This is a genomic window from Rhizobium sp. FKY42, assembly GCF_005222835.1.
Taxonomy (GTDB): Bacteria; Pseudomonadota; Alphaproteobacteria; order Rhizobiales; family Rhizobiaceae; genus Neorhizobium.
Window position 1 is genome coordinate 22675 of record NZ_STGA01000028.1, and the last position, 13747, is coordinate 36421.

Consider the following 13747-nt stretch of genomic DNA (forward strand, 5'->3'; position numbering starts at 1 on the left):
AAGAGGCAGAGTTTTTCTCCGCCTCAGGTCAAGGTTGCAGGAAAGGTTAGATGCTTTGGTATGCGAAGCTGAGGAAGTCTGCCGGTTTTGCGCGTCCGGTAATGTCGAAGGCGATCATACCGGCGAAGGCACCCGTGAAGGATCCATGCTCGCCTCGCCCGCCTTCATCGGAGACCACCCCCGCATCCAGCAGCGGGCCGATGGACTGCCAGCTCGTCTCCTCAGCAGTTCGGTAGAAGAATTGCAGATCGTTTTCGTGGATATCCATCGCCAGATGCACCGGCCCATCGGGCACAGCGACCCCGCTTCCGATGGGAAACTGCATGCGCGCATGTGGAAAGTCGCCGGGGCATGAGAAAATGGTGACGACCCGACCAAGCTTCTCATGCAGGGTTACGACAAGCGCATGGAATTTGTGGCGATTGTAGTAATGGGTGAGACCCGCCGCCTGCTGGTAGGTTTCCGGCTGAAACTCCAGGACCGTCTCTGCACGGAAAATGTGATGCTCCTGCCTGCGTGCGACGAGCGCCTGCTCGAACCAGGATCCGATGCTTTCACGCCCATAAAGCCGCAAGGCTCCCGACCTTGCCGACAGAGAGAAAATACGCGCGGGCTCCGGCGTTCGCAGCCATTGAAAATCCTTCTGAAGTTCGGGCCCGTCGAAGAAATAATCAATCCGGTCCGGTTGCTTTTCGGGCTCCACATCGGCAGGTGCTGGCACATGGACGGCTGGCACCATGCCCCCATGGGCGAGATAAAGCCAGTCGTCTTTCCAGACGCATTTCTGCAAGGCAGTTTCGCGACCCAGTGTACAGCGGCGTTTGGGTGCCATAGGTCGTCCGCACAGGTGGGTGTGATAGGCCTCACCCTCCGGCGTCTCGACATATTGCCCGTGGCCTGCTCGTTGCAGAACGGCATCCGGCGCATCCTTGGAGGTGATGAGATGCGTTTCCGGATGCATTTCATAAGGGCCATCAATATTGCGGGACCGCGCCATGGTCACTGCATGGTCGTAGCCGGTGCCACCTTCAGCGGTGGTGAGGTAGTACCAGCCATTGCGCTTGAAGAGGTGCGCGCCCTCCACCAGCCCATGCGGGCTACCGGCAAAAATGTTCCTGATCGGTCCCTTCAGGCTCTGTGTCTTCGCATCCCATTCCTGCAACAGAATACCGTCAAAGGCCGGATGCTTCGGCGCGCCGCCATAGCTTTCAGTACGGTGGTTCCATTGCATGTTCAGAAACCATTTGCGCCCGTCATCATCGTGGAAGAGCGACGGATCGAAGCCGGAGGAGTTTACATAGACCGGATCTGACCATTCGCCTTCGATCGTCGGCGAGGTCACGATGTAGTTGTGGGCATCCTTGAAGTTGCCGTCGAGGCGCTTCACATCAGTGTAGACCAGCCAGAACAGCCCGTCGGCATAGGAAAGGCACGGCGCCCAGATGCCGCAGCTATCCGGGTTGCCCCGCATATCCAGCTGGCTTTTGCGATCCAGCGGACGGCGCACCAGCGTCCAATTCACCAGATCGCGTGAATGGTGGATCTGTACGCCCGGATACCATTCGAATGTCGAGGTCGCGATATAGTAATCCTCGCCCACCCGGCAGATGGAAGGGTCGGGATTGAATCCGGGCAGAATTGGATTGCGGATCATGGTCATTCCTCCTCAATGTTCGTGCAAGCCGGTCTCACCTCCTCAAGCGAGACCGGCTTGACCCTGCACCCTACCGCAACAGCGCCAGCGCCTCGTCGATGCCAAGCGCTGCGGGCTGGGTGCAGGTTGTGGTCATGTCGATAAAGCGGCCCTCTTCGCCCGACTTCAGAATGGATGTCATGACATCAATCCCGTGCAGGGCGCGGTCTAGAGAGCAGCGGGCATCGCGGCCCTCGATCAGCGCCATGGCCATGTCGGCAAGACCTGCCGTGCGGTAGTTGGCGCGCGGGCCGCGCGGGCTTTCCTGATTGTCCTTGGCGAAGGGGTGATCCCACATCTCGAGCGGCTGGATATCCATGCTGCGACCGGATGTCTCAACCTTGCCGCCGAAGAAGTTCGGGTCCGGCACGTAGATCGAGCCCTCGGTGCCATAGAGCTCCATATTGGCATGGCGGTGAGACCAGACATCCCAGCTTGCGGAAAGCGTGATCGTCGCACCGCTGACGAATTCCAGCAGAGCATGGATGTTGGTCGGCGTCTCGACCGGGATTTCCGTTCCCGCCAGTGGCTGACTGGTAATGGTACGGGTCGGGTTCGCCATGGAGGTGAGTGCTCCGACGCGTTTGACCGGCCCGATCAGGTTGATGAGGTTGGCAATATAATAGGGACCGAGATCGAGGATGGGGCCACCGCCTGCCAGAAAGAAGAAGCCGGGGTTTGGGTGCCACATTTCCATGCCGGGGCTCATGACATGGCATGTGCCCGAAGTGATGCGCCCGACTGTGCCTTCATCAATCGTCTTGCGCGCAAGCTGATGCGAACCGCCGAGGAAGGTGTCCGGTGCGCAGCCGATTGCGAGGTTCTTCGCCTTGGCCAGAGCCCGCAACTCCTCGCCCTCCCCTAGAGAAAGCACCAGCGGTTTTTCCGAATAGACGTGCTTGCCCGCCTCCAAGATGGCCTTCGACACCGAGAAATGCGTGGCAGGAATGGTCAAGTTGACGATGACGTCGAGTTCGTCATTCGCCAGCAGTTCCTCAACGGTCTGTGCTTTCACACCATATTCTTCGGCGCGAAGTTGCGCAGCGTTCGGGTTGATGTCTGCACAAGCCAGCATCTTCAATCCCTTGAAGAGCGGGGCGAGCGACAGATAGGTGGTTGAGATATTGCCGCATCCAATGATGCCGACGCCCAATTCCTTGGTCATGGGAAACTCCGAAACTCCGTTCAGGTGTCAATAAGTCTGGAAGGATGCGATCGAGCGGGAAATCAGCCGATCGACGTCCTTCGGATTGTCGTGCTCCAGCACAAAGTGCTTTGCCGAGGTATGCCGCAGCTTTGCCATCAGGTCGCGCCAGGGAACAATGCCGTGACCCACATCCGCCCAGCCATCCTCATCGGTATTTTCGCCATTCGGCGCGATGTCCTTCACGTGAACCGCCTGGATGCGCTTGACTTCCTTCTCGATCCAGCTGAACGGGTCCGCCTTGCCGCGAATGACCCAGGCGATATCAGCCTCCCAGGCAAGATCCGGTCCGCCTGCAAAGATCTGCTCCTGCGGTGTGGAGCCGTCTTCCAGCGCCTGGAATTCAAAGTCGTGGTTATGCCAGCCGAAGACATAACCGGCGTCCTGATAGCGCTTGCCCGCTTCTGCCAGACGTTGTCCGAAGGCATACCAGCCTTTGGCATCCGTCGGACGCTGGTCCGGCATCAGATAGGGGCAATAGATCGCTTCGATGCCCAGCACCTTGGCAATCTTGAACGCCTGTTCCGGTTGTTTCTCCAGAAGATCAAGACCGAAATGGCCTGTTGGCATCTTCAGGCCGTTGGCGTCCAGGTCTGCACGGAGCCCCTCAAGTGCTGCATCATCCATGGTGGCATAGATGCCGCCATAGCCTTCGACCGTCTTGTAACCGGCTGCTGCGAGCTTCTTCAGGGTTTCGGACAGAGGCGGAAAGTTGCGGGCGCTGTAGAGCTGGAAGCCAAGTTCAGTCATGTCATCCTTCCGGGCTGAGGGCAGCCCATGTTCATCAAAGGTTGGCCCGCTCGCTCAGGAGCAGGATTGCAGGTCGTAGAGGCGGAAACTCGGTTCCGCCGCTGCGGGATCGGATGGGATAAAGGTGATGCGGCGGGTTTCACCCGCGGCAAGGTCAAAGGCGTTGTCGGAAAAACGGCCGGGCGTTGCACTCTCGACCATCACGTAAAGCGCAAGGCCTGCCGACCGGACGACAAGATCATAACCGCCTGCCGGCGCAGGCTGAACATCAACGGCAAGGCCCGCCGGTTGAAGCTCCAGCGCCTTGTAGGTGCCGTGAACATAGTGCCCCTCACCGCCCATGCCATTGCTTGCGGTGAAGCTCCAACCCAGAAGACTGCCAGCAGGAATTTCAGAAACGGCAACAGTTGTCGCAATGACCGCCGCATCCGGTGTGCAGACGGCATCGAGACGCTTCAACTCCCGCCGCTCCCCATTCAGCGAAAGCAGCGATAGACTGAGCGACACCGTCACATTCTCTATCGTATCGTTGACCAGCGAGAACCGGATCTCGGAGCCATCCTCCGGGGGAATGGCGGCAACGTTAACAGGTTGGAAAAAGCGGCGCGCGGCATAATGCAGGGCTTTCCAGCCGCCGCCATAGTCGAGACTCGACCAGGAGGCGACAGGCCATGTATCGTTCAGCTGCCAATAGAGCGTACCCATGCAATGGGGTTTCAGCGAGCGCCAGTAATCGACTGCCGTCCTGATGGCGAGCGCCTGCTGGATCTGGCTGAGATAGACGAAATTGGCGAAGCCCTGCGGAAAACGGAAATAGCGGAACATGGTCGCCGCAATCCGTTCGTTTCCACCAACATTCTTCTGGTGCAACTCAATGACAGGCGAGGCAATGTTGAAGTCCTTCTCTTCCGCATAGGTTCGAATGACCGGCAGCGAGGTATAGGACTGGAAACCGAATTCGGAGCAGAAGCGTGGCCTGACCTTGCGGTAATCCTCGAACGGCTTGTTCTCATGCCAGACGGACCAATAATGCATGTCGCCGGAACCATCGGCGTGCCAGGCATCGCCGTAATCCATGTAGCCGGAGGCTGGACTGGACGGCCACCAGAGGACATCTGGGGCCGCTTTCAGAAGCGTTTGCTCAATGGTTCGGTTGAGCCGATCATAGGAGACCAGATAGCGATCGCGGTTCTCGATGGATTGCTTGAACCAGGTGAGCGCCCCGACGAGTTCGTTATCGCCACACCACAGGACGATTGAAGGGTGGGTGATGAGGCGGCGCACCTGATAATCGACTTCCGTCGCGACATTCTCCAGAAAATCAGGTGTCGAGGGGTAGAGATTGCAGGAGAACTGAAAATCCTGCCAAACCATCAGCCCCATTTGATCGCAGAGGTCGTAGAACCAGTCCGCCTCGTAAAAGCCCCCGCCCCAGACGCGGATCATGTTCATATTGGCATCGACAGCAGACTGCAGCAGATCGCGCGTCTTCTCTTTGCTGGTCAGCGAGAACAGGGCATCAGCGGGTATCCAGTTCGCACCGCGGCAAAAGATCTCAAGCCCGTTGACGCGAAAGGCGAAGCGGCTGCCCGCCTCATCCTCATCAGTCAACAGTTCAACATGGCGAAGACCGATCTGGCGGATCACGGTTTCGGATGGAATTTCGACTGCGAGTTCGTAAAGCGCCTGTTCACCGCTGCCTGACGGCCACCAGAGTTTTGGCGCATCGATATGAAAGACATGGCTTACGGTATTTTCACCGGGTCGAAGCCCCATGTCGAGGCGTACACGCTCCTCGCCCAGCGAGAAGAAGATGGGAGTCGTGCCGGGAAAATTCGCAAACAGCGTAACGGTGACGGTGATATCAACTCCGTCCTGACCATGGACTTGACGAGCCACCACGCTTTCAATGCGGGATTCTTCCAGCTTCTTCAGCGCAATGGTGCCATAGAGGCCCAGCGGGGCAATCGCGAGATTCCAGTCCCAGCCGAAATGGCATTGCGGCTTGCGCAGCATATTGCCGTTGGGAATGGGGGAATTGCCTTCATGATAGGGCACGAAAAATGGCTGCTTCGCCTGCCGTTCCTCGCCTTCCCGGATACTGGAATGGAAGAGGATCCGGATGCGGTTTTCACCACTGCGCAGGGCCTGCGACACATCAGGGCGCCAGCGACGGAAGCAATTGTCAGCCTTCAGCACCACTTCGCCATTGATCTCAACGGTCGCAACCGTATCGAGATCGGTGATGTCCAGATACCAGTCGCCTGCGGCATCATCGAGAACGAAGTCCTGCTCGATCTGCCAGTCCCTTTCCGCCACCCAGCAAAGGTAAAGCTCGTTGCGGCCGAAATAGGGATCGGGGATGAGACCGGCATTTTTCAGTGCCGTGTGAACGTCGCCGGGAACAGGCATCAGGGCCTGAGCTTCCTCATCCAGCGAAGATAGCCGCCAGTTGCCGGATAAATCGATCATGGACTGCGACATGGGTATCCTCAGATGCGGTCTTCGGTTTCCGCGTCGAACAGCGATGCAAGCCGCATATCGAAGCTCATGCGCACCTGCGAACCGGGCGCGTATCGTCGCGCCCCGGCGATACGAACCGACATGGTGTGGCCCGCATGCTTGAGCCACAGAAGGTTATCCGCACCCATCGGCTCTTCGATATCGACAATGGCCTGATGGATCTCGCGATCGGCTTCCGGCTGATCGATACCAATATGTTCGGGACGAACACCCAGCACCACCTCGCGGCCGGGTGTTAGTGGGCCGTTGGCCTCGTAGCCATCCAGCGAGAAGTCGACACCATTCGTGCGGAAAACCGGCTTGCCACTGAACTCAACCAATTCGCCGTGCAGGAAATTCATCGAAGGGGAACCGATGAAACCTGCCACGAACAGGTTCTTAGGCTTGTTGTAGATGGCGATCGGATCATCGAGCTGCTGGATGACACCGTTTTTCATGATGGCGATGCGGTCTGCCAGTGTCAGTGCCTCGATCTGGTCGTGTGTCACGTAGATCATCGTGTTCTTCAGGCTCTGGTGCAGACGTTTGATTTCGACACGCAGTTCGGAGCGGAGCTTGGCGTCAAGGTTCGAGAGCGGCTCATCGAAGAGGAAGACATCCACATCACGCACCAGTGCACGGCCGATGGCGACGCGCTGACGCTGACCGCCAGAGAGAGCCGCAGGTCGACGCTTCAGAAGTGGGCCGATCTGCAGGATCTCCGCAGCGCGGGCGACACGTTTGTCGATCTCAGGCTTTGGTACTTTCGCAACCTGAAGCCCGAAAGACAGGTTTTTCTCGACCGTCATCTGCGGATAGAGCGCATAGGACTGAAATACCATGCCGATGCCGCGATCCTTCGGTTCTTCCCAGGTAACGTTGCGGTCCTTGATGAAGATCTGGCCTTCGGTTGGCTCCAGAAGTCCGGCAATGCAGTTCAGAAGAGTGGATTTGCCGCAGCCCGACGATCCCAGAAGAACGATGAACTCGCCATCGCGAATATCGAGGTTGAGGTCCTTGAGAACGGTGACGGCCCCAAAGGAAAGTGAAAGGTTACGAATGGAAACACTGTTGGCCATGGAAATCAGCCCTTTACTGCGCCGGCGGCAATGCCGCGGACAAACAAGCGCCCCGAGACGAAGTAGACGATCAACGGCACGGCACCGGTCAGCAGGGTGGCGGCCATGTTGACGTTGTATTCCTTCACGCCCTGGACGGAATTGACGATATTGTTGAGCTGCACAGTCATCGGATAGCTGTCCGGACGGGTGAAGACGACGCCGAACAGAAAGTCATTCCAGATACCGGTAACCTGCAAGATCATGGCTACGACAAAGATCGGCAGCGCCATGGGCAGCATGATGCGGAAGTAGATCTGCCAGAAGCCCGCGCCATCGATACGCGCCGCCTTGAACAGCTCTTCCGGCAGCGAAGTGAAATAGTTGCGGAAAAGCAGTGTCAGGATCGGCATGCCGAAAATGGTGTGAACGATCACGAGGCCCGTCAGCGTACCGTAGATACCCAGTTCGCGCAGAATGATGACGATGGGATAGATCATCACCTGATAGGGAATGAAGGCACCGACGATCAGGATCGAAAAGAACAGTTCCGAACCCTTGAAGCGCCAGTTTGCCAAAGCGTAGCCGCTGACGGAGGCGACAGCGATGGACACCAGCACCGAAGGTACGAGAATACGCACCGAGTTCCAGAAGCCGCGCGAAAGTCCATCGCAGTTCAAACCCGTGCAAGCGCTGGCCCAGGCCTTTGCCCAGGGCTCGAAGGTGATCTCCAAAGGTGGCGAGAAGATATTGCCCATGCGGATTTCGGGCATGCCTTTCATGGAGGTGACGATCATCACATAGAGCGGCAGCAGGTAATAGAGGGCCGCCACAATCAGCAGGCCGTAGAGGATGATGTTGCGCCGTGAGAGCACTTTGCGGGGCTTGCGTCCGCTGGGGCCAGCCACCTGCGGCGAGACTGCATCGAAACCGGCCGCCGTGCTGTTGAGGGTGGAAATGTTAGCCACGCTTCTTCCCTCCAAATTCGAGATAGGCCCAAGGGATGATGATGATGGCGACTGTGAGCAGCATCATAGTAGACGCTGCAAAACCCTGACCGAGGTTCTGCGCCTGAAACATGTAGTCGTAGACGTACTTCGCAGGAACTTCCGAAGCGATACCGGGGCCGCCGCTGGTCTGCGCCACCACAAGATCGTAGACCTTGACGATGCCGGACGCGATCAGCACCAGTGTGGTGATAAAGACGGGTCGCATCATCGGAATGATGATCAGAACGTAAGTCTTCCACATCGGAATGCCATCGACGCGGGACGCCTTCCAGATGTCCTCGTCTATGCCGCGGAGACCGGCCAGCATCAGGCACATGACCAGTCCGGTTCCCTGCCAGAGACCGGCGATCAGGATGCCATAGATGACAATATCGGAATTATAGAGCGGATCGAATTCGAAGGTGGACCAGCCCAGACTGCGGACGATGGACTGGACACCGAATTCGGGATTGAGGATCCACTGCCAGACCAGCCCCGTGACGATGAAGGACAGCGCGAAGGGGTAGAGAAAAATGGTTCGAAAGGTATTTTCGAAACGGATCTTCTGGTCCATCAGCGCGGCCAAAACGAAGCCGATCACAAGGCTGAAGATCAGCGAAAGAATGCCATAGATGGCCAGATTCTGGATCGAGATGATCCAGCGTGGAGCGGCCCACAGGCGCTCGTACTGATCAAGTCCGACGAAGCTGAGGCGCGGCAAAAGGCCCGAGCGCGTGAAAGAATAGACGACTGTCCAGATCGTCCCGCCGAGGAACACGACGAGTGCCACAAGCATCATCGGGATCAGGGCGACCTTGGAATTTAGATTTCGAAATAGCTGGCTGGGGCGACCAGCCGAAGAGCGTAACGTCATGGAAGCAAGACCTCCTCATCGAAAACGGCAAGTGACGGCAGATCGGGGCAAGACCCGCCGGCTCTTCATCTTCGTCCTGCATGGGGCGGAGAGCCGACCGCTTCCGATGGAAAGAAACGACCGGCCCTCCCTGGGGTGATCAGTTCGCCGATGCGATAATGTCGGCGAAACGCTTCTGCGCCGCTTCCGGCGTAATCGACTCATTGGCGAAGAACTGCGAGAACAGGTCTTCCTTCTGCTTCTGCGTGTCAGGAGAGAGAAGCTGGTCGGTGCTGGAGAGAATGTTGCCCTTTGCCAGAACCTCGAGGCCCTTCTTCATGCAGTCGTTGGCCGCCGAAAGATCCACATCGCCACGAACCGGCAGCGAACCTTTCTTGAGGTTGAAGGCGACCTGAACCTTGGGATCAACGATCGTTTCCGCCAGTTTGTCCTGTGCTTCAGATTTCGACTTGTCCTTCAGGACAGGGAAATAGAAGGCATCGCCACCTGCTGTCAGGTACTGGTTCAGACCCAAGCCGGGCAAGCAGGTATAATCCGTACCGGCCTTCTTTCCCGCCAGCTGGAACTCTCCCTGCGCCCAGTCACCCATGATCTGGCCACCCGCCTTGCCGGTGACGACCATGTTTGTCGCCTGGTTCCAGTCCTGCACATTGGTTCCCTTGGCGAGCTTGCGGGCTTCATTGGCCGCCTTGAAGATGGCCGCCATTTCCGGGCCTGCGGCAGCCTTGGCGTCCTTGTCCTTGAAGACCTTCATGTAAAGGTCCTTGCCGCCCAGCGAGATGATGAGCGTATCGAAGGCGCCGGTTGCCTGCCAGGGCTGACCGCCAAGAGCGAGCGGCTGAATCCCGGCCTTCTGAAGCGCCGGACCTGCCGCCACAAACTCGTTCCAGTTCTTTGGAACTTCGACGCCAGCCTTCTTGAAGGCCTCATTGGAAAGCCAGAGCCACTGCCACGAATGAATATTGACCGGGGCGCAATAGATCTTGCCCTTGATCGTGCAGCTTTCCAGCAGGCTGGCGGGCTTGATGATATCCTTCCATTTACCCTTTTCCGCGACCGCCGTGAGATCGCGCATCAAACCGGCCTCCACCAGTTCCTGCGCTTGACGACCGTGGTTGAATTGAGTCGCGCCCATGGGGTCGCCGCCGGTGATGCGGCTGATCATGATCGGACGCGCGGTACCACCAGAGCCGGCGATGGCACCATCCACCCATTTGTTGCCAGTTGCGTCGAACCCTTTCGCGAGCTCCTTGACCGCGGCTGCTTCGCCGCCGGACGTCCACCAATGTGTGACTTCAAGGTCCGTTGCAGCAGCCTGAGCTGCCGGCAGCATGACACCCGCCACGAGAATAGCTTTCAATGCACGCAAATTCATGAGTCTCCTCCCTCACTGAAACGTTGCCGTAAAAAAAGCTATGCGAGTTTCGATACGAGCGCAACGGCCCAGCCAGCAAAAAATTATCAAATTCTCAATTTCAATTTTTGATTGTTTAAAGAGAATTCACATCGATCCTTTTGATCATAAAAACCCTATTAAATGCCGGTATATGTGGGCTTTCTACATCTTTGCATTCGCAAACGCACAGAAAATTTGTGCGTTTGCGTTGTACAACTGAGAGCGGAAAGCGAGGCTTGATCACCGAAAATGGCGCTCGACAAATTGACTGTAACGTTTCAGTTTAATGACTTGAAATTCTTTTCAGGGAAAGGGCCGCTGCCGTTTTCAGGCATCCGACAGATGTCTATAATCAGCCCCCTCGAAATGGTAGGAACACATGGACGACAATCATCAGCTCAAATCTTCCGGGAAGGCTCTGGAGCCTGGTGCGCGTCCTACCTTGAAAACGATCGCCTTTATGACCGGTCTCGGCATCACCACTGTATCTCGCGCGCTCAAAGATGCGCCGGACATCGGCATGGAGACGAAGGAAAGGGTGCGACTGGTCGCAGCGCAACTCGGCTATCAGCCAAACCGCGCCGGGGTTCGCCTCAGAACCGGTAAAACCAATGTCATAGCGCTTGTTCTCAGTATCGACGAGGAACTGATGGGCTTCACAAGCCAGATGATGTTCGGCATCTCGGAAGTGCTGGCCGGAACCCAGTATCATCTCGTCCTGACCCCGCATGTGCACCAGAAAGACCCTATGGTGCCGGTGCGCTACATTCTCGACACAGCGTCCGCCGACGGCATGATCATCTCGCGCACCCTGCCAGACGATCCGCGCGTGGCACTGATGACGGAAAGGAATTTCCCGTTCGCCACGCATGGGCGGACGGATATGGGCATCTGCCACCCGTTCCACGACTTCGACAACGAAGCCTATGCTTACGAGGCGGTGAAGAGGCTTGTTGCGAGTGGCAGGCGGCGTATCGCACTGCTCGCGCCACCGGCAAAGCTGTCCTATTACATTCACACGCGCATCGGGTTCGAGCGCGGCCTTGCCGCCTTCGGAGCGACGGAAGTATCCATGGGGCGGATTACGAGCGAAGCACCATTGTCAGACCTGCGCAGCTATTGTGCCGATCTCATGCGGTCTGCCGATCCACCCGATGGCATTATTTCCATCAGCGGCAGTTCAAGCATCGCGCTGATTGCGGGGATCGAGTCAGCCGGAAAGCGTCTCGGCCATGATGTCGACATGGTCTCGAAACAATCGGCGGAGTTCCTGAACTGGATCCGGCCCGAAATTCATACGGTGAACGAGAGCGTGCGCCTGGCTGGGCGCGAATTGGCAAAGGCCGTAATTGCCCGTATCGATGGCGTAGCGCCAGAATTACTTCAAAGCATCAGCAGTCCCGTGTGGTCCTCTATGGCGCCGAGAGACTAAAACCGGATTCAAGCCTTGATTGCTAGGCGAATGCCACCCCAATGCCTGCCATTGACGGTGATCGGTGCAGATATGTCCTTCATCAGGACGAAGACACCACCACCCATGTCACGACGATAGGTCTGCATCAGGAAGGGTTCCTTGCCTCGTCCGGCAGCCAGACCGACGCGATCATTGAAGATACGGCGATTGCGGCAGTTCGCCGTGTTCCACGTCACATCTCCCGGCCTCTGAGGCTGGGCAAACTTTCGATTATGGGTCGGCAGATATCCATTCTCATCGACAGCTGCGCAAAAAGCGATGCGCTCATCGCTGGAAGCTACGCGCTCCTGTATGTTCGGAAGGACAGCGTCGGTGAATTCAGTAAACCGCGTCATGTACTGGACCGGATCGGTGCCACGGATCGGCTGATAGTTGCGGTCAAACAGCGCTCCCATGTCGATACGGCCAGAACGCACCGCATCCTCGAAAGCGTGGCTCACCTGCTGCGCCACGGCCATGACGGTGCGGATGTAGGGCATGTCGGGCGTCTCGATGCCGGTGCTGGCAACAGCCTGGATCATTCGCTCCGATATGTTTACCACGTCATTAACCCTGGCCGACGTGGTCTGGAGCTGATCGTTGGATTTCAGGATCGCATTTGCAGCCACGGCAATCGTCGTCGCGAATTCGCTGCACTGACGGTCGACGGTTTCTGTGGTGTGAGCAAGAGAGGACGCGCTATCCAGAATGCGTGCCATGACAGTTTCAACCTCATGGAACGAACCCTGCACCTCCTTCGAAGTGGATCGTACACCTTCGGCAGAGGTGCGCGCACCTTCGCCGGCCTTTATGAGCATCTCGATTCGCTCGCCGAGCTTCTGCAGGGTCTGCTGGATCGAAGACGTCGTTTGGGAGGTCTGCAATGAGAGCGCACGGACTTCCGCCGCGACAACCGCGAAACCCTTGCCAGCGTCGCCCGCGCGGGCCGCCTCAATGGCTGCATTCAGCGCGAGAAGATTGGTCTGGCGGGCGATTGTCCCAATGTCTTCGGCCAATCGTCCAACCTCGCTGAGAGCTGACGAAAAGGACCGGATTTCGGTCCCGATTTCCTGCGAGGCTGTGACCATGTCATCAATGGCGTGAATGGAGCCGTCCAACTGCCTCGCCTGCACGCCCAGCACTTGTCGGGCACTCGTCGCAAGACTGTCGGTTTCATTCAGGGAAGAGGCGATCTGGCTATTGGTCTGCGCCATGGCTTGAGCCGCATCCGTCATACGCCTGAGTAGGGCCGCATGCTCGCCGGATTGGGTAGCGGTATCCTGTATCGCGCCTGCAATGTCGACAAGGTGAACGCCGAGATCCGAGGCTTCGGCGGCGAGCCGTGACACAGCATGGCGGAGCGGATTGTCCACCGCGACATTATCTTCAGAGTTCGAAGCATGCTGTGCAGATGCGACCACGCGATTCTCCCAAAGCTATCGGGAGTATCAGTTGCGCTGGTTAAGACTCGGTATACCGATGATCAAAACACCATAAATATGCAGATATCTCAAGAAACAGAAAAGCCGCGACGGGCGCGGCTTGCATTCGTGCGCAACACTGAAACGGCCAGATATCAGCCGCGATCGAAAGCCTTCGGGTCGATACCCAGCGTTACCAGATCGCGCTTCAGGGGCTTGCGGCCAGCCTCTACGGCGGCGGAAGCGGAAGCGGCGGCGCCAAAAACAGCAATCGCACGACCAATGAAACCACCGCGCATTCTGTTTGTGTTCGTAGACATTTTTCTCTCCTTTTGTCTGAGGAGAATATCGGTAACCGCGGCTCTTTTTGCAATGCACAAGAGAAGATAGGAGCCATGCGAATGTCG

Annotated in this window: 11 protein-coding genes; 1 reads left to right on the forward strand and 10 read right to left on the reverse strand. The window is 57.5% G+C overall.

From position 1 onward, the window contains the following. Window positions 1–46 precede the first annotated feature (46 nt). The 8 genes from E8M78_RS09550 to E8M78_RS09585 all read right to left on the reverse strand — a co-directional run bounded on the left by E8M78_RS09550 (window position 47) and on the right by E8M78_RS09585 (window position 10445). Window positions 47–1654 (reverse strand): glycoside hydrolase family 43 protein, encoded by a 1608-nt coding sequence (locus tag E8M78_RS09550; RefSeq protein WP_170973380.1) that lies wholly within the window; start codon window positions 1652–1654, stop codon window positions 47–49. A gap of 70 nt (window positions 1655–1724) precedes the next feature. Further along, the gene (locus tag E8M78_RS09555; protein WP_137134841.1) at window positions 1725–2858 is read right to left on the reverse strand and encodes a Gfo/Idh/MocA family oxidoreductase; all 1134 of its coding nucleotides are present in this window, start codon (window positions 2856–2858) and stop codon (window positions 1725–1727) included. 27 nt (window positions 2859–2885) lie between these two features. After that, window positions 2886–3647: a sugar phosphate isomerase/epimerase gene (locus E8M78_RS09560; protein ID WP_137134842.1), complete on the reverse strand. Its 762-nt coding sequence runs from the start codon at window positions 3645–3647 to the stop codon at window positions 2886–2888. Window positions 3648–3701: 54 nt separating this feature from the next. Then, window positions 3702–6131: a glycoside hydrolase family 2 protein gene (locus tag E8M78_RS09565; RefSeq protein ID WP_137134843.1), complete on the reverse strand. Its 2430-nt coding sequence runs from the start codon at window positions 6129–6131 to the stop codon at window positions 3702–3704. 8 nt (window positions 6132–6139) lie between these two features. Continuing rightward, window positions 6140–7228, reverse strand: a complete 1089-nt coding sequence (locus E8M78_RS09570) for an ABC transporter ATP-binding protein (RefSeq protein ID WP_137134844.1) — start codon at window positions 7226–7228, stop codon at window positions 6140–6142. Between the two features lie 5 nt (window positions 7229–7233). After that, on the reverse strand, window positions 7234–8175 hold the full coding sequence (locus E8M78_RS09575; protein WP_137134845.1) for a carbohydrate ABC transporter permease: 942 nt from the start codon (window positions 8173–8175) through the stop codon (window positions 7234–7236). Continuing rightward, window positions 8168–9070, reverse strand: a complete 903-nt coding sequence (locus tag E8M78_RS09580) for a sugar ABC transporter permease (RefSeq protein WP_137134846.1) — start codon at window positions 9068–9070, stop codon at window positions 8168–8170. Before E8M78_RS09580 ends, E8M78_RS09575 begins: the two co-directional genes overlap by 8 nt. A gap of 139 nt (window positions 9071–9209) precedes the next feature. Further along, window positions 9210–10445: an ABC transporter substrate-binding protein gene (locus E8M78_RS09585; protein ID WP_137134847.1), complete on the reverse strand. Its 1236-nt coding sequence runs from the start codon at window positions 10443–10445 to the stop codon at window positions 9210–9212. Between the two features lie 400 nt (window positions 10446–10845). Between E8M78_RS09585 and E8M78_RS09590 the strand changes: the two genes are divergently transcribed. Beyond that, window positions 10846–11898 (forward strand): LacI family transcriptional regulator, encoded by a 1053-nt coding sequence (locus tag E8M78_RS09590; protein WP_137134848.1) that lies wholly within the window; start codon window positions 10846–10848, stop codon window positions 11896–11898. A gap of 8 nt (window positions 11899–11906) precedes the next feature. On the opposite strand, the gene E8M78_RS09595 is transcribed toward E8M78_RS09590, so the two are convergent. Both E8M78_RS09595 and E8M78_RS23265 read right to left on the reverse strand, forming a co-directional pair. Then, window positions 11907–13340 carry a methyl-accepting chemotaxis protein gene (locus E8M78_RS09595; RefSeq protein ID WP_170973381.1) on the reverse strand — a complete coding sequence of 478 codons (1434 nt, stop codon included), beginning with the start codon at window positions 13338–13340 and terminating at the stop codon, window positions 11907–11909. A gap of 155 nt (window positions 13341–13495) precedes the next feature. Then, the gene (locus E8M78_RS23265; RefSeq protein ID WP_165133345.1) at window positions 13496–13660 is read right to left on the reverse strand and encodes a hypothetical protein; all 165 of its coding nucleotides are present in this window, start codon (window positions 13658–13660) and stop codon (window positions 13496–13498) included. Between the last annotated feature and the right edge of the window lie 87 nt (window positions 13661–13747).

Bases quoted from the DNA above. Each gene is read 5' to 3' on its own strand.
- E8M78_RS09560 (WP_137134842.1), bottom strand. From the start codon at position 3,647: ATGACTGAACTTGGCTTCCAGCTCTACAGCGCCCGCAACTTTCCGCCT.
- E8M78_RS09565 (WP_137134843.1), bottom strand. From the start codon at position 6,131: ATGTCGCAGTCCATGATCGATTTATCCGGCAACTGGCGGCTATCTTCG.
- E8M78_RS09585 (WP_137134847.1), bottom strand. From the start codon at position 10,445: ATGAATTTGCGTGCATTGAAAGCTATTCTCGTGGCGGGTGTCATGCTG.
- E8M78_RS23265 (WP_165133345.1), bottom strand. From the start codon at position 13,660: ATGTCTACGAACACAAACAGAATGCGCGGTGGTTTCATTGGTCGTGCG.
- E8M78_RS09580 (WP_137134846.1), bottom strand. From the start codon at position 9,070: ATGACGTTACGCTCTTCGGCTGGTCGCCCCAGCCAGCTATTTCGAAAT.
- E8M78_RS09570 (WP_137134844.1), bottom strand. From the start codon at position 7,228: ATGGCCAACAGTGTTTCCATTCGTAACCTTTCACTTTCCTTTGGGGCC.
- E8M78_RS09555 (WP_137134841.1), bottom strand. From the start codon at position 2,858: ATGACCAAGGAATTGGGCGTCGGCATCATTGGATGCGGCAATATCTCA.
- E8M78_RS09590 (WP_137134848.1), top strand. From the start codon at position 10,846: ATGGACGACAATCATCAGCTCAAATCTTCCGGGAAGGCTCTGGAGCCT.
- E8M78_RS09550 (WP_170973380.1), bottom strand. From the start codon at position 1,654: ATGATCCGCAATCCAATTCTGCCCGGATTCAATCCCGACCCTTCCATC.